Origin of the sequence: Pseudomonas viridiflava (assembly GCF_900184295.1) — a bacterium.
GTDB classification, from domain to species: Bacteria; Pseudomonadota; Gammaproteobacteria; order Pseudomonadales; family Pseudomonadaceae; genus Aquipseudomonas; species Aquipseudomonas viridiflava.
In genome coordinates, this window is record NZ_LT855380.1 from 3,235,770 (window position 1) to 3,252,421 (window position 16,652).

The 16,652-nt window shown below is 55.6% G+C and carries 9 protein-coding genes and 1 pseudogene; 5 read left to right on the forward strand and 5 right to left on the reverse strand.

Features of this window, described 5'->3' with window-relative positions; all coding sequences use genetic code 11:
• Positions 1-4: 4 nt before the first annotated feature.
• Genes dpdI through dpdE form a run of 5 tightly spaced genes read right to left on the reverse strand, consistent with a single transcriptional unit; the run spans position 5 to position 10,629 of the window.
• Positions 5-721, reverse strand: a complete 717-nt coding sequence (dpdI, locus tag CFBP1590_RS14550; protein WP_088235346.1) for a protein DpdI — start codon at positions 719-721, stop codon at positions 5-7.
• The gene (gene dpdH, locus CFBP1590_RS14555) at positions 712-3,807 is read right to left on the reverse strand and encodes a protein DpdH (RefSeq protein WP_088235347.1); all 3,096 of its coding nucleotides are present in this window, start codon (positions 3,805-3,807) and stop codon (positions 712-714) included. The genes dpdI and dpdH overlap by 10 nt, the downstream gene beginning before the upstream one ends.
• Positions 3,804-4,754 (reverse strand): protein DpdG, encoded by a 951-nt coding sequence (gene dpdG, locus CFBP1590_RS14560; protein ID WP_088235348.1) that lies wholly within the window; start codon positions 4,752-4,754, stop codon positions 3,804-3,806. The genes dpdH and dpdG overlap by 4 nt, the downstream gene beginning before the upstream one ends.
• Entirely contained in the window at positions 4,751-7,345 is a 2,595-nt protein-coding gene (dpdF, locus tag CFBP1590_RS14565) for a protein DpdF (protein WP_088235349.1), read from the reverse strand. Before dpdF ends, dpdG begins: the two co-directional genes overlap by 4 nt.
• Positions 7,342-10,629 (reverse strand): protein DpdE, encoded by a 3,288-nt coding sequence (dpdE, locus tag CFBP1590_RS14570; RefSeq protein WP_088235350.1) that lies wholly within the window; start codon positions 10,627-10,629, stop codon positions 7,342-7,344. The genes dpdF and dpdE overlap by 4 nt, the downstream gene beginning before the upstream one ends.
• Positions 10,630-11,183: 554 nt before the next feature.
• Between dpdE and CFBP1590_RS28105 the strand changes: the two are divergent.
• The 5 genes and pseudogenes from CFBP1590_RS28105 to CFBP1590_RS14590 form a co-directional block, all read left to right on the forward strand.
• Positions 11,184-11,487 (forward strand): annotated as a pseudogene (locus CFBP1590_RS28105) (TolC family outer membrane protein); the annotation flags it as partial.
• Positions 11,488-11,586: 99 nt separating this feature from the next.
• Entirely contained in the window at positions 11,587-13,014 is a 1,428-nt protein-coding gene (locus CFBP1590_RS14575; RefSeq protein WP_167383094.1) for a DUF262 domain-containing protein, read from the forward strand.
• Positions 13,011-14,969: a DUF262 domain-containing protein gene (locus CFBP1590_RS14580; RefSeq protein ID WP_167383095.1), complete on the forward strand. Its 1,959-nt coding sequence runs from the start codon at positions 13,011-13,013 to the stop codon at positions 14,967-14,969. The genes CFBP1590_RS14575 and CFBP1590_RS14580 overlap by 4 nt, the downstream gene beginning before the upstream one ends.
• 699 nt (positions 14,970-15,668) lie before the next feature.
• The gene (locus tag CFBP1590_RS14585; RefSeq protein ID WP_088235353.1) at positions 15,669-16,382 is read left to right on the forward strand and encodes a vWA domain-containing protein; all 714 of its coding nucleotides are present in this window, start codon (positions 15,669-15,671) and stop codon (positions 16,380-16,382) included.
• Complete coding sequence (locus CFBP1590_RS14590) at positions 16,382-16,651, forward strand: WXG100 family type VII secretion target (protein ID WP_088235354.1); 270 nt, start codon at positions 16,382-16,384, stop codon at positions 16,649-16,651. Before CFBP1590_RS14585 ends, CFBP1590_RS14590 begins: the two co-directional genes overlap by 1 nt.
• The last annotated feature ends 1 nt before the right edge of the window (position 16,652 follow it).

Here is a 16,652-nt window from a genome sequence, read left to right on the forward strand (position 1 = left end):
TCAATTAGCGTGCCCGCACTACATAGTTAGCCAGCATGTTATTCGTGCGCAGCCATTCAATGACCTCTGGGATCAAAAAATCGAGGCTAGCTCCGCTCCCCACGGAGGTGGCGTTAAAAAATGCTCTCACAGGTAGTGGCACGTCGTCGTTCTCGACAAACTTAATATCTGCCAAATCCTTCGAACACCCAAGCACCTCGCGCAGAGCTTCCACGTTACCAGGAATGGTATTGCGGTATTGACTGAAACGCTGGTACAGCTTCGTATAGAGCTCCAGGGCTTTTCGGTTCTCAGGCAGCGCCTGCAAGATGGTCTGCTTGCGTTGCTCGGGAGGCACTCCGCCAAACAACTTACTGCTGAAGTAGGCTTTCCAGTCCTGTTTCTGCAGCATCTCGACTGAGGAGTTAAACTCGGTAAGCGTCGATATCAGTTTGCTCCAGCCCTTCTTGTCTACCAGAGTGGCAGCCTTGGGGGATTCGGAAAAACGAGCATTGATCTGACCGATCAATTGTTTCGCCTTCTCAATGTCTGGAATTGGCGAGAACGGAACACTCTGCTCCCTGAACAAGGTATTACGACATGCCAAGGTCACAATCCGGCCTGCCAGTTCCTTCAGTTCATTTCGCTTTGCCGCCAACGCCTCAGCTTCTTCAATACTACTTGTGGCGGCTTCAGCACGTATCAAACGAGCGCGGACACTCTGTGCGTCGATTAAGAGCATGCGGTTTCTCCATCCACTCCCAGTGCATCCATTTCATTTAAGAGGTCTTCGAACAAGGTCTGGATTTCACTCGCCTGCGCTTGTGGATCCACTCCCTGGGATTGGTCTTCAAACCGCTTAGCGATTTTCTCAGATGCACGCACAACCTTGCGCGACGCGTCTACGAACCGCGACGCCACGATGAGCGGATGCACGTCAAAGCGGCCCATGCGGGTGACTAACTTTCCGTCATTCGGCCCCTCGTCCCCCTCTCCCGAGGTCGCAAGTATTGACAGAGCCTCACGCAGTGCGCCACCGCGAAACTCCTCGCACAACGTTTTGAAGGCATTATGACTAATACCGATGTCGTCCACGTTCCAGCTAGCGAATTCCTTCAACTGATCTGCCAGCGCCCTAAGCCCCTCTGCAATTTCTTGCTTATCGAAGTTGTCGCCGAACTCTTCCGTCAGCTTGATACGAATGTTGCCCGCTCCTTGGGATACCTTACCCGCCAGAAGGCTCACACGTGTCTCTGACATTATCGGCAATGCTGACTTTAACTCGCTGGGGAGAAACTCAAAGACGCCCAAGTTAGTAGCTTCGCTCTCAGGCAACAAGCAATCGGCCACCCTTACCATATCGACAGCATAGAGAATCTTCCCTGTAGTGCCTTGGAAACTGCCACAGTAGTCGGTAACGAGTTCCTGTAACTTGGAACGTATCTGTAATGCCTGCTCCTGCAAGGCGCGCCAATTGCTGAACTCCGTAGATGATTCCTCAAGCGGACGCCGAGGGATGTTTGGCGCACCGAATAAGAAAGCAGCGAGACTAGCAGGGGTACGCCCACGGTCGATGAGGCCAAGAATTCGGCTATTGGTGGATAGTAATCGCACGGCCATGCCTAGCTTCTGAAGCATGCTGGCATGTACCAGAGCCAATGCACTCGGCATTAGACGGTCAGAGAGGTTGCCGATCCAACATAGATCATCATCGACACCAGCGTATTGCATCTTGCCGTTATTCAGGTGGTAGAAACGAGTCACGGCAGCTAGCTCTGCACGTAACTGACCAGTGGGATCCGTATCATCTACCGCAACTACGATCGCGTTGGTAGCAATGCCGCCATCACCGCCAGCATTCGGAATGGATATTTGTTTCCAAGAAATTGGAGTCTTGATACAACGCTCCGCCGACCAATCAATTCTCTCGTTGAGGGCAGATTCAATCGATTTACGGATTTGATTAGCTACTGCCTGGGAAAGCCTCTCACTGTTTTGCACCCATTTCTCAAGTGCCTGGACCAAGTACTCGTCATCTGGCTGTTGCGAATCCGGAAGTGGTTGGATCAGATCAACGTTCTGTTTACTCTGAACGGCACTGCGGAACTCGATGTTCGGCCGATTCAACTTGAAGGCATCGAATACCTCCTTCGGAATGTAGCCGATCTCCTCCGATGTACGAGGCGCATTGCCCCAGATCGCGACGACACGCCGGTAGCGCTCCCGCACTTCTTCAGAAACTGGAAGCGAAGCTAACCACTGCGTGACCTCCGCATTCGTTCCAGGGACATTGATGTCTGGTGGAGGAAATTGCCCACGTTCGAATGCTGGCCTGCCTGGCAAAAGCAAGCCACGCAAAATATTGTCAATAATGAAACGCGGAGTAAAGACCAGGGCATTGTTCCGGGTGAGCACAGACCGCGCGAGTTGTTCAATGGCTTGCTCCGTGTATGGGAATAGCGGAATCTCGCCTTCTTTCCCAAAAGCAGCCAACACAGGGGCATCGCTGGTATCTTCATGGTCGGCATATGGCCCGATCCAGGATTCCTGTCCGGCACGCGCACCACCGTTGATCTCGAAGTGATGCACTAACTCACGGTAGCCCCAGCGCGCAGCATTCAAGTAAGAAGCAACCAGCGCCTTAGTACGGCGCAAGACTTCCTGCTCGCTGGATAATTCGCTTTCCACCTTCCACTCACGCTTCGCACGTGTTGCGATTGTGTCCTCGGAAGCTAGATAGCCATCTGTCACTGCGATGACAGAACGCATCGTCGCCAACTCCCTAACCCCGTTGCGCACACCTTCCTGGATCAGCACCTTTAGCAATATATCCTGGATACCGGTGAGTGCCTTGAAGTCTTCCACAAAGATCACCAGTTCGCGCTGTTGCTGAAGTAACAGGCGGCGAATCTCCTGGATGACTTCTTGTAAAGTCATACCACCCAAGGATTGGTGCAGATTGAATACCTGGCGAATCGCTTGGTCGACAACCTTGCTCTCGTTGAGCAGGCGAGTAGCTGTACGCATGCCTTCACCTTCCCGAACTAACAATGTCCGAGTGTAATAAGCGTGCGTGGGCGAAGCGGCCTTGCTGATATCCATGGCATCTGGTAGTTGGAAGTCGCCTGCATCAAAATCCTTGACGTAGGCTTCCTGCTCAGCCTGATTCTGCCCAGAGATAGCTCGCTGCACGAACCTTGGAAATACTTTTTCGCGAAAATAATCGACAAGTACTGGATCACCCATAAACTTAGGTAAATTAGCAGCATGGCCCCATTGCTCTTTCAATGCCGAATCTCGAGGATTAGCCCTAACGCGAGCCTCTAACCCTTTCGTTAATTCGCCCAAAGCGATCTCTAGCTCTCTTTGGAATCTGATAACTGCAGTTTCAATGTTGAGTTCTTCTGTGAACGCCTTAGAAAACTCGGCCTTGACTGGCGCGTACTCCTCCCCCGGCAGCTTTTCCAGGATCAGTTCCACAACTCTCCGCAGGCTGGCACTCTTTGGGATGCGGATGATCACATACCGGTCATCCTCATTCGTGCTCTGCAGACGAGCCGTTAATATACGCACCATGTGCGATTTGCCGACACCGGATGCCCCGGTGATGGGAACAACATGGACTCCGGAGGGTACATCCTTTGTGATCAGGTACTTGAATAGATCTTCTTCGCTAGCTTCGAACTTTGTGCCCGAAGAAATCTGTTTATAACTTAGTGGCGAGGGTTTGTGGACAGCTAGCAAGACGGCATCGTGGGCACCCTCAGCTTCGTGTTTGATGCAGTCATTAATTTCGTCAGCAGTAGGCCAATAACTCAGCAAACTCATGATGCGTCCCTCAACAAGCTTATATGGGTAAAGCTTTCCCATGTCCGCCCCCCCTGCCCGACGAGCGTTAGTCGTGAACTGGCATCAGCCAGAGTCACCAAGCCGATCACTCCCTGCTTCTGCAAACGCCGCAAAGCGAATGACAGCGCAGTCGACAAGTGTCCGGTAGCAGGTGCTGTCCAACTCTCAGTCCTCAGGACCTGTTCCACTTCAAGACGGTAGACGCCAGAATCCAACACCGGCAAACGTATGGCCAAGCGCGACACGAACTCGGCGGCAGGCACTGTTTCGCCCTTTCGAATCACCTCTTTTAATTCCGAGCGCACCGCTACCGTCGGGTCGAAGAAAAAGCTGGAGTCGTCGCCAGTGGCAAAGCCAAGGAATCTCGCCCAAGACCGGAGCCCAACCCAACGTGTGTCGTTCAGAAAGATGAATCTTCCTGTTTGCACCTGGGTTGTAATCAAACTTTCGATTTCACCATGCGTGCTTGGTAGCGCGTAGATATCCTGAGTCAGGCACCAGGCCAAACCGCGGCACAGGTCGGCCGTGCGCCCAACCTCCTCTTCCGAAATACTGCCATTGGCGGGCCACAAGGGCATCCCGTACTCCAGGCGCAAGGCAAGGCCGCGGCAAATGGCGGGAAGGCGCTCCGTAAATGCGTCAACAGACTCCCCTCGTGTCAATTCAATATCCAAACGAACTTGGTCGCGGTCTTCGGCGAACAATCCGAGAGCGACCCAACGGAGCAGCGTTGCACGAGCTCGGGATGCCAGGTCCTTGCGTTTGTCGTTATCGGTTTCTTTGCCGCTTTCCTTATCGATGCCGGAATGCGGGACGCAGACATTAATCAGATCATCGCGAGAAATGGCTTTGTCTCGGGCTACGACTCTGGCCAGAGTCAGGAGTATCGGATGGAGACCATCGTTTTCACGGTTAAGAATACTCATTGGGTTATCACTTGAATTAGTTTTTCCAGATGCAGCGCATTCGGGGTGACGTCGGCAAGACGGCGCAAGCTATTACCAGGATCCGGCATGCAGAGCGGCAACAGCACGACATGGAAGGGTCGCTGCAACATCTGGGTATCTATGATGAGTTCAGGGGAGGAGTCCGGTTCCAGCACCGTCAAACGGGCCAGCGGGGAGTAAGGCTCCAGCTCGGAGTCTAAAACCGACCGATGTAGCAGTACCCGGTCGCGTGCGAACTGATATAACTGGGCCCACTCAGGAAGGCACACCAGTGGGGATTCAGGGTGGGCTGCCAACTCACGTACGCAGCATGACTGCACCAGCCATCCAGCGAATTGCAGGATGGCTTGTCGGACGCCGTCCCTGGGTCGACTCTCGTCGTAGAAGACATAGGCAAAAGCGGGGTCCACCCAAGGAAAATTTTCCCGCCAGGCGTCGGCGGACGACGATAGGACACGACTGACCGGCACGACAACCGGTTCGGCATAGTGCCTGCGATCCTCAGTGTCGAAGCGATCCGCCGGACAGCCGCCGCAAACTTGCGTTACCTGAACCGGCCAGCGCAACGACCGAATGCGGTACAACTGTGTAAGCGTGGCACCGACTTCTTGACCGATCTGCTGGTCCAGGCCGCTGGACCGGGGCAGCAGTTGCCGCATCATTTGCAAGTTCCGCTCAGCCGCCTCTAGCGTCTTGTTTCGCGAGGCTCTGATCACGTCTTCCCAGACTTTGGAAATAAGATGGCCGTCGTTTCGGATTCGTACGCGCACGTTTGCCATTGCCGCTAGCATTGACGAAGCATCCTCGCCCGGCTCGGTATCCTGCTCGTCGCGATTGACCTCTAGCTCGAGAGTTATTAGGCCAGCACGCGCCATCAGGATAAGGGTTCGCATGTTCCAGTTAACGTTGTGTTCGCTTCCCCCCGGTAAACCTTCGCGCACAGCGTCGATATTGATGCCCCACAAGTCCTCTTCAGTAGTTGGCTGGCGTGACTGGTACATGGCCTTCCAGCGGCTGAAGCCAAGCTCATCGGAAATTATCTTGGGCTTTGCGAGTCGCTCCGGTAAAGCCCAGTCGGTATCGTCGAATACCAACAGGCTGACCGACGACTTGCCGTCACGGCCACCGCGCCCCACTTCTTGATAGAAGCGATCGAGAGTTTCCGGAATCGTCGCGTGGATCACCGTGCGCACATCAATTTTATCTAGGCCAACGCCAAAAGCTGACGTGGCGACAATGCCGTCTAGGCGATTGGCTGCCCACTCCAAAATGATTCGCTGCCGCTCGCGATCGGGCGTCCCGCCGTCAAACGTGGCTAGGCGGCGCAGGCCTCCGCGAGAACGCAACACTGTGTTCCAAGAAGCGATTTCTTCTCGCTTAGTGACATAAAGAATGAACGGTCGCGGCGCATTTCGCAGTGCCTCAAGCACGCGTTCTTGCTTTTCGTACGTCGATGCAGCCTTGTAGAACCAATATTGCGGTTCCGGGCGAAGGTGCACCGCCGATACCATTTGTACCCGTTCAGGGGGACCAAATAGACTCGCCAATGTTTCTACCGTTTCATCCGTGAAGGTGGCACTCATTAGCAAGGTTCGAAAACCACGCGGCGCCAACCGAAGCAGGCTGTGGCGCAGACCTGCCAAGGCCTGAAAGGAAGGACGGAACTCGTCACCCCACTGGGTGACCAGGTGAGCTTCATCAATCACGAAGTACCGCAGCATGCCGTCGGTGGTGGCATCCGACACAACACGTAGTAGCGAAGTGGTGAGCGCTTCTGGTGAGGTGAATAGGATTCGCTGGGTGCCATTGCGCAGACGCTGCCGAATCTCGGCACGCTTTTCTTTCGATAAGCCGCCGTACCAAGCCAGCGGCCAGTCGGGGCGGGAAGGACCATTACTTCGAAACAGTTGCTGCATAGCGCGCTCTTGGTCGAGAGCAAGGGCGACCGTCGGCACGACGAAGATGGTCAGATGGCCATCCTCTTTATTTACTAAAGCGGGGGCCTGCCCGACCAAGCTTTTTCCAGAGCCCGTCGGTAAATTGACCATCAGGGTATCGCCTTCTGGGATCAGAAAGGCGGCACGCACCGCCTCGCGTTGACCCGGGGACGAATAGTTCGTAAAGCCGGTTCCATCATGAATGAAGGGATCCACCTCGCAATGCACCATCCGACGTACTTTCTTGTCGGAAAAGGTATCGGCGAACACGCCATGTTCTCCGCTACCAAGCCACTCCGGATGCCACTCTCGAGCTGTTAGCAGATATGCAGTGGGTCCCGCCTCCATCGCTTCCACGCCATGGGCAGCCCAACTTGCCCGATCGGGCCACCGCCGATCGGCAGGCACACGAAGCCTCATATTCTTGCCCGCGCCGTCGCTGGCGCGGAGCAAAACATGTCGCAACAAGGGTTGCAGGTCGGCATGCCATGTTATGTCGCTAGGCTGGGCTTGCGCTGCACTCAACAACTGGAAAGTCCGCTCCAGCAAGCTGTCATCTGCCTTTTCCGACCAATCAGTGGCTACTGGCCAAATCCCGAGGACAGTCTGTAGTTCATCGAAACCGAAACTCATGCGCCTTCCTGTATGAAGCGTTGAATAAGGGATACAGGTTCGCTAGAGAGGAAGACCACGCCGGCGACGTCGACTTTTATCGAAGGGGACAATATGCCCCGATGGAGAGCGCGGTTAAGCTCCTGTTCTAACATAAGCTGGCGTTCCTCGGCCTGCGCCTCCCGACCTTGCAAGGACTGGATACGGGTCTGCAACTGGGCGTAGCGTATTTCGTCTTCGGCCACCGCCCGATCCAGCGCGCGGTGCTGCCGCCCCTTTAATTCCGGCTTCTCCATCACAATAGCCAGCGCGCGGCCACGCATCCGCTCACAGCGCTCCTCCCAGTTGGCAAAAGTATCCGGCGCCACCCTCCGAAAAGCACGTAAGTAAGGTGTCTCAAGATTCTTGTCGATGTATCCCTTACCACCCTTTTTTGCATACTTAGCAATCAAAAAACGCTCAGTAAAATGTTGCGGCAGTTCATCTCCGTCCTCGTCTACCCAGACTTGCACCACCTCAGGGCTAAATAAGGAGTCTCCGCGTCTCGCCAGTACAGCCTGTGCTGCTTCACCCGAATGACCATGATCGGCAGTCAGAACCGCGATGGCATCATCCAAACACGCCTCCACCACAAAGTCGAAGCGGAAACAAAGTCGGATTTCTGAAGGCGAAAAATGGTCGAAAACTTGCCGCCACATCACATAACTACGGCCACGGTCGTCTAAATCCGAAAATGACATGACAGCCTCGATAAACGCTGTCCCGTAACGTAATGGGCTCACTCTGCGCCTTACGGCAGTAGGACGGTGTACAGCATACGGATAGGATTTCGGTAGGGCGGCACGACTGCCTGGTGCCTCAAAATCAATAGCGCCCAAAAAATCGTTAATGAATCCAGACGAGGGAATGAGTGTCGGTGACTGATTGTTGCCATCCGGCGGGTAGTAGTGAAAGCGGAACGGATCGTCCACCGAATGGGCACCAGGAGTTCGCGGTTCATCTTCCTTGCGGAACAGAAGCGTATCTTCGATCCAATACATCATCGTGTCACGGATGGTCCTCCAATCCCCATCTACTTCGAACAAGCCGTCTAGATCCGCTTCAGGCAGCGGCGACAGTTGGTCCAGCGCGTCTTGCTGATCAATCAGTTTGAGTTCGCGGGCCACTAAGCCGGAGGAACCCGCCAAACGATCACGCAACGCGTCAAGTACTTCTACGCCGCCATGGATCAGTGCCCCTCTCAAAACATCTAGTTCAGCCTCAACCAGGTACTGCAGGCTCGAGATGGACTGGTTAAAAACGCCCCATCCCTGGTCGAGAATGCCGAACCATGCCGCTTGGAGCGGCGCGTCTTCATCGAGCAGTACGTATGACTGCACCGAACTGCCGGCGCCATAGCGGTCAACACGCCCTATGCGCTGTTCGATGCGATTTGGCTGTGGGGGGAGGTCAAAATGCACCACGACCTTATCCCCCCCCTGCAGGTTGATGCCCTCTTCTGCCTTTCGGTCGCAGACAATGACCCGAATCGCGGGATTGGTTAGAAATTCTCGCCAACAATGCTCATTAACCCCATCACTAACCTCGCCAACATCGTGTCGTATCAGGCCGAGGTTGCTGCTCCTTAAGTGAGCAAAGACTTTGTCGGCGACACTCTCGCTGGCGCAGAAAACTACCGCCTTGGTCGACTCCGGCAACGTTCGCAACCCCACATACAACCGGCCAAGGCGGGTCTCCATCCACTCCTCGTCCTCAATCGCACGGATAACGGTCCTGAGGAGTACCTCCTCTCCGATAAAAGACTTAGACGCGTCGCTCTCTATACTGCGTTGGCGCTCCGTGCAAAGTTGGCGAAGGACACCTAGATCCTCCAAAAGAGCGCAAGTCACGGTCCAGTAGAACGCCACGAGCGCCTGCGCAACAGCGGCATCCGCTGAGCCGATCGACAGCGAGGCACTAACGCGCCAGTCCTCTACAACTGATTCGAGACGTTTCATCGCTGAATCCTTAACCGTCCAGACTTGCGCTCCTTTGCGGTCGGGCGTTAAACCCTCTACTTGGCTACGGCGGTTGCGCAGGATGCGGCGATTGAGGCGGTAAGTCTCGGAGATATGAGCTCGCAGGTGCCGCACAGCAATGCAAAATTCCGCGTCATCCTCGTCGGGCAACTCGAACAACTTCTCCTTCAGCGCTTGAATCAACTGCGCCAAACGCAGGTCGTTCGGAATACGCCCAGTCAAATCATCGAGCGCAGCATCCATGAAAAAGAAATTGCTCGGATCTAGGGCAGCGACCGTCTCAGCGAGCGCCTGTCGATTGATGATCTTGGCATGGAAGTTCTCTAGATCATCGAGCTGGTAAACCACCGGATCCAGCAGATGAAGCATGCGCAGAAAGCCTTCCTCGTTACGCAAAATCGGCGTCGCCGACAGCAGGAGCAAACGGTCAGTACTCTGCGCTACATCGCTAATTAGACGGTACAAGTCTTGCTTTGCATCGTCAGCGTGAGGGTCGGCCAAATGATGCGCTTCGTCGATGACAAGCAAAGATAGGTTGGACAGAACGTCGCGCAAACCCTCGTTATCTTCCTGGGGCAGCACGAATACCGATTCATCGATGAAATCGCGCAATCCAAAGCGAACGATTAACTCATCCCGCCATTGGGTCACCAAGGCATGCGGGACTAGCACGAGGACTCGATGCTTACACAAATCATCGAGCACAACTTGGCGGATGATAACTCCCGCCTCGATCGTCTTACCGAGGCCAACCTCGTCCGCAAGCAGATAACGCTGGGAGTGATCGGTCAAAACGCGTCGCACTACATCAATCTGGTGAGATTCCAATTCGATAGCAGAGGACAGCAACGCAGAAATGCCAAAAGCAGCGCCTCGTTGATGAAGGTAATTCTTTAGGAAGCCAGACCGCGCATCAGCAAAGCGAGGCGTTTCGGTAACAAAGTTACCAAGGAAACTGACCGGGTCTTGGACCGGTCGCTTCCATCGAACAAAGACCTGCTCGTAGCCAAGATAAACGTCGACTTTGTCAGCCAAGCGGATCTCGACGCCTTCACCGTCGTCCTCGCTTACTCGCCCGATACGCCACTGACCGTCTAGTTCGTCGTACGTAAAAACTCGGGTATTTCGTCCCAAGCGCTTTTGCTTGATTGAGGATAGAGGCACGTGAACCCGGTGTCGCATCGCGCTGGTCGGACAATCGAAATACTCAACGACACCTATCGAACCATCACGGTCAACGAGTTTACCCAAGCCATCACTTTGAAAATCTTTCACTAAACAGAACATGACACCTCTTGTCCGTGCAATAGGACACCGCAAGAGAAATGTCTTCAGCACTTCCTTGGCTGCCTCCAACGTTCGCGTTGAATTACCTCAAAGAGGATACAACCGCCACCAGTCAGAGTGAACGGATTTTTCAACGCATTAGTAACTGCTAACTGGGCCGTGCCACTTTCAGCCAAACACGACCATGGGGGAATCGGTCGGTGCTTTGACACCACAAGCGCCATCCCGCGATAATCGCTCGTGGGATGGGTTCTAGCCTGCGTGTTGAGTAAGACGAAGCCGCATCACCGCTCACTGCCTCTTTGTATCGATAGTTGGGCATGTCGGAAAAGTCCACGAACACAGCCTGACGCAAGTTAGCAGCAAGTCGTTCCCTTTGCGATGAGATTCTAGCCGGTCCTCATAAAACAAAAAAAGGACCCGAAGGTCCTGATTTCAATCGCCAACAGAAATCAGTGGAACTCAGCAGGGCAATATTTGGAGCGAGAAACGAGATTCGAACTCCGTGCCCCCCAACATCCCCGGGCGACTCAAGACTGTCTCAGCCGACCAGGCCCACCCTGGACTTCGTCGCCGGCTATACCTTCGGCGAAAGCCAGTCGCTGTCGGAATTGAACCAGCGCAACCACTACAGTTCGACCGGCCTGGATACCAACATCCCGCTGTACCGCGTTGCTGGAGTCAGCGTCCTCAGCCGCCATGCAAGCGCCAACAACCCCAAGGCCAGGACAAACTCAACTCCACCTGTCAGGAAGTCATCACCGGCACCACCCGGGAGTATCGCGGCGTGCGAATCTGCGCCTTGGAAAGTCCGTGGCCTCCGATAGACGCACGCTGCTCTCGAATCGCAATGACTTCGTGAGGCATGCTTAAAATAGCGGCTGATGGCCATCACTCAACATTCGCGGTAGGATGGCCGCCCTTTCAGGGGATGCCCAGCGCAAGGACTCGCCAACCATGATCAGGAACAAAGCTGTGAAGGTCAGAGTTACCCATTTCGAGGCGCTACTTGCCTCGCAACGGATGCCACTGGCACTGGACACCTACCAGCGTCCCTACGTCTGGGGCAAGGACAAGGTTCAACAGTTGCTCATGGACCTGCACGAGTTTAAGTTGGAGATGGCGAACGGACTCGACTACTACATGGGTGCGTTGCTCATTCACCAGGACCGCGCAAAGAACAGGCAATTCGTCATTGACGGACAGCAGCGCCTTACAACGCTGTGCATTCTCTACCATGTGCTGCATGGCACTCTGCCAACCGGGGCCGACTTTGCCTACCGGTCACCGGAGTCGGTCAACAATATCCAACAGGCCCAGCGGATCATCGAAGCCGAGGGGTTGGCGAATGACTGCAAGGCCCTGTTCCGGCGCATCATGTTCAGCGTGATAACGGTACCTAACGAAGACCTGGCGTTCACCTTCTTCGATAACCAAAACAGCCGCGGCGTGCCGCTAGGCGCCGCGGACCTGCTCAAGGCTTTCCACCTGCGAGCCATCGAGGGCGAGCACTGGGAGAAACTGCAGGCACGGTTCGCCGGGCGCTGGGAGCATTGGCAGAAACATGACCACTGCCAAGGTATCGCGGGTGACTTCGATGAGTTGCTGTTCGGCAAATTGCTCTGGCGCGGCCGGCGCTGGCGTGGTCAGAAGGCACTTCAGGAAGAATCCCGGGACGGCGTGATCAATGAGTTCCAGGCAAATACCCTGCGCCCTGACCAAGGGAACCGGCTGGACATCTCGCCCGCGCCGCTCGCCTATGCTTCGGCGCAGTTGCTGGTCTCCCGGGCGGGCAATCTCAGGTTGAGCCGCGGCGCCTTGCCCGAGCCGGACGACATCGCTGCCCTGCCCTTTTCCCTGCGCCAGCCGATCCAGCGCGGGCTCGGTTTCTTCCTGTATGTCGAAAAGTACGCCGCCCTGGTCAACCAGCTTTTCGGCATCTCGACGCAGGAGCGGGCATTCCGGCAGTTCTACAGCGCGGTGACCCTACGCCTGTCGCCGTATCTGCGCGAGCTCTTCTGCCTGGCGGTGGTGATGTTTGTCGATCGTTTCGGTACCCGCGACCTGCTGCGCTTCGCTCTCAGCCTGGACTTTGTCATCGGCGCCATCCGCATCGAAAAGAGCTACATTTTCGCTGCAGCGGTCACCGTCTACCTGCGCGACGCGTCGCTGAACCTGCTGGATGTCATCGCCCAAGCCTATACCCCGGACGAAGTCATCGGTTTCCTGATGTCCGACCCACGCGCCGCGGCCATCTATGCGGCCGAAGAAATCCAAACAGACTCGACGGTACGCGGACGCTACAAGGCCGCGGTGTTGGCGTTCTATGGCAAGGAAGGCAAGCTGGCCGGGCGTGAGGCCTGGATCAAGGAGCAATGCGCATGACTATACAATCGCACGCCATCACGTTGCGGCAGATCGCCGAGCAGGGCATGTTCTTCCGGATCCCGGTGTTCCAGCGCCTATATGTCTGGAGCGATGAACAGGTATGCACCTTGCTGGAGGACCTGTGGGCCGCGTATGAAGAGCGACGCCCTATCGTCTACTTGGGCGGCATCCTCGTGATGCCCCGGCACCAGAAAGGCTCGACCGTCGAATACGACCTGATCGATGGCCAGCAACGCTTCACCACCTTGTGGTTGTTGGCGCTGACCTTGGGCCAGAACCTCAGGCCGTTCCTCGCAGGCGAACACGAAGGCGGGCTTCGCCCGCGCCTGGGTTTTCCCATCCGGCCGGACATCGACAAAGCGTTCAGGGCCATCTGCGCCTCCGGCCAGGCACCATCTGTAGAACATGACAAGATCGACAACGCGCTTGGGATCATCGAGGAGTTCAGGAACAGGCATGAGAATGCCGAGCTGGCTGCGTTCAGCGAATATGTGTTGAACAGCTTGACCGTGGTCATGACCCAGTTCCCGGCGACGATGGACCTCAACAAGGTGTTCGAGGTGGTTAACAACCGAGGCGCGCAGTTGCAGCACCATGAGATTCTTAAAGCCAGGTTGCTCCAGCACATCGATAATAGCGCCGAGCGAGAGCGGCATGCCGCGCTGTGGGAGGCTTGCGCCTACATGGACGACTATGTGGAGCGCAATCTCCACCGGATCACTCGGCTCGATGTGCACCACCTGTTCTCGAATGCAGATGCAAAGCGCGATGACGAGCAACTGGCCTGGTCGTCCCGCGTTCTGCAAGCTATGCGCGATGAGTTCTCCGCCACCCGCGCCGCGCCCCCGCTGGCCCTGAGCGAGATCCTGGCCGGCAAGGCGGCTGCGCCCCCCAAGCTCGGTGGCGAGCACCTCGAAATATTCCAGGGCACGCGCAAGGTGCGCAGCATCATCAGCTTCTCGATGCTGCTACAGCACGCGTTGCGCATATGGCTGCACGAGCAGGGTGAGGCGGACATTCCCAGGATCAGCGACAAGGACCTGCTGTCCCTGTTCGACACACACTTCCTCAAGCCGTCCTGCGCGGGCTCCAAGGTCCGAAAGTTCATCGCCCTGGTGTGGGAAGTGCGCTACTGCTTCGACAAACATGTCATCAAATGGGTGGAGGTCGATGGCGATGAACACCACCTCATCCACAACATGCACAAGCGGCAAAGTCCAGCCGCTTCGGGCAAGGTCTACACGACGTTGTTCCGGGAAGAAAGCAGCGATCACGAATTCGCCCTGCTGCAAAGCATGCTCTACCACTCGCAGCAGATCACTACTCACTACTGGCTCACTCCTCTGCTGGCGTACATACGTGCAAATCGAACGGGCCGGGCCAGCTACCTGCGGCAACTCAAGCACCTGGATAACCACTTACTGTGCACTAGCGACAGCCGGCCATTGATCGAACGCAGCCATGTCTTGCTCAACGATGACGTGGCAACCTTGCCGTTACTCGACCCCGATATGGTTTTGGGCGCAGCCTTGGGCCTGAAGTTCGCGCATTACTGGTTCTACAAGCTGGAGTTCGTCCTCTGGAGCACCAATGCCGCACAGTTGAATAACCAGCAGCGCGCCCAATTTAGGATGACGGCGAAGAGTTCGATCGAGCATATTTCGCCGCAGACGGCACAGGACGTCGACCTCGATACCGTCTCGGACCAGGTACTGGACACCTTCGGCAACCTGGCTCTGGTTTCGCGGGGCATCAACTCCGAATACGGCAACAAGCCGTTCAACGAGAAGCGCCAGCACTTCCACAACCGGAACAGGGAACGCGTCGACTCGCTGAAAATGAAGCTGATCTACGCCCACAAGCAATGGGGTGACGCGCAGGCTGCGCAACATCAACAGAACATGATCGATGTGCTGGCCGGTTATCTCGCTAGTCAAACCGCTTGCCGATGACAAACTGCTGGTATGTTCACCAGAACCGTTTGATTGAGCCACCGGAACGCAGTGGACCGGGGCGCCTTTCAGCCGTGCTTTTTCTTGACCTGCGATGCGAGTGGGAGCAATGAAAAATTTTTAGGAACTGAAAGCACCACGTTAGAGCCAAGGCAAAATGTTCTTCGCAGATCCGGATAGCCTATGAGGCCATCGAAAAATACTCCTAAGCCTCCACTGGCCCCTTTGGGACGGGCGCCAGCCAGCCAATACTGACAACCTGGCATCCGTGCTCGGTCCGCAGAGGTCCCCTGAGTCGAGACGCCGAGCACCGGCATTGAGGCTTACACGCCGCTTTCGAAAGACGCCAAAAGACTTTGGTCTTATGCCCCACAGGTAGATGGCATATTGCCCGCAAAATGAGTAGCATCGACGCAAACTTGATGTTTGTCAGTTGAGATGTAGAACAAGGAAGTCTCATGTCCCAAGCGAAAATTACTCTGCCCAGACTGTTCGCGTTGTCACGCCTGATCCCCACCTCAACGCATCCAGTTCCGTACCCACTCGCCAATAGCGATATCCAGGATCAGGCCTGAGGATTCCCTGTGGACATCCCTCAGTGACGCGCACCATTTTCATCTCACCGGGCGTCATGCGATGTAGGACGCATCGGCATGGATGCTATGCCCATCCATTTCATAATTCTCAAGGAGTCTTGCCATGAGCAACACCCCATTCGACCCGTCGAAATTCACGGTGCCGAAGGCCAAGCCGCTCCCGGTCATTCTTCTGCTCGATGTCAGCGCCAGCATGAGCGGAGATAAGATCCGCAATCTGAATGATGCAGTGCGCGACATGCTGCATACGTTCCGTGGCACTGAATCCAGCGAGACTGAAATCTGGGTCTCGATCATCACCTTCGGATCGCAAGTCAATCTGCATCAATCCCTGGCCAGTGCCGGCGATATCCAATGGCAAACACTTTCCGCCAGTGGCACCACGCCGCTCGGCGTAGCGCTCGACATGGCGAAAGCGATGATCGAAGACAAAGATGTCGTGCCATCACGTGCCTACCGTCCCACCGTTGTGCTTGTCTCCGATGGGCAGCCGGACAGCGGCTGGAAGGAGCCGCTGAACAGGTTCGTCAGCGATGGCCGTTCCGCGAAATGCGATCGCATGGCGATTGCCATCGGTGTTGACGCTGACAAGGCGGTACTCGGCCAATTTATCGAAGGCACGCAGAACGATCTCTTCTATGCGGAGAACGCCAAACAGCTACGGGACAGATTCAAGTTCGTCACCATGTCGGTGGTGATTCGTACGAAGTCGCAGACGCCTAATACCCTGCCGGCCGCGAGCGAGATCGAGGATCGTCAGGCATCGCTGGAACCACAACCACAGAACACTTCAGACGACGATGGGGGCTACTGGTAATGGCACAAGCAATCGGAGACCCGGACGAACTGGAGCGATTCGCGTATGCGTTGCAACAATTCATCGACTCGCTCAACGACTCAGTAGGCACACTGGACGGTGCATTCGCGTCGCTTGGTGATAGTTGGCAAGACGAGAAGCGCTTGCAGTTCGAGGAGGATTACCAGTCGCTCGTTCAGCAATTGCATCAGTTCAGTGCACATGCAACGGAACAGGTGCCGTATCTGGCCGCACTTGCTTCGCGTCTGCGCGACTATCTGCAGAGCTAGG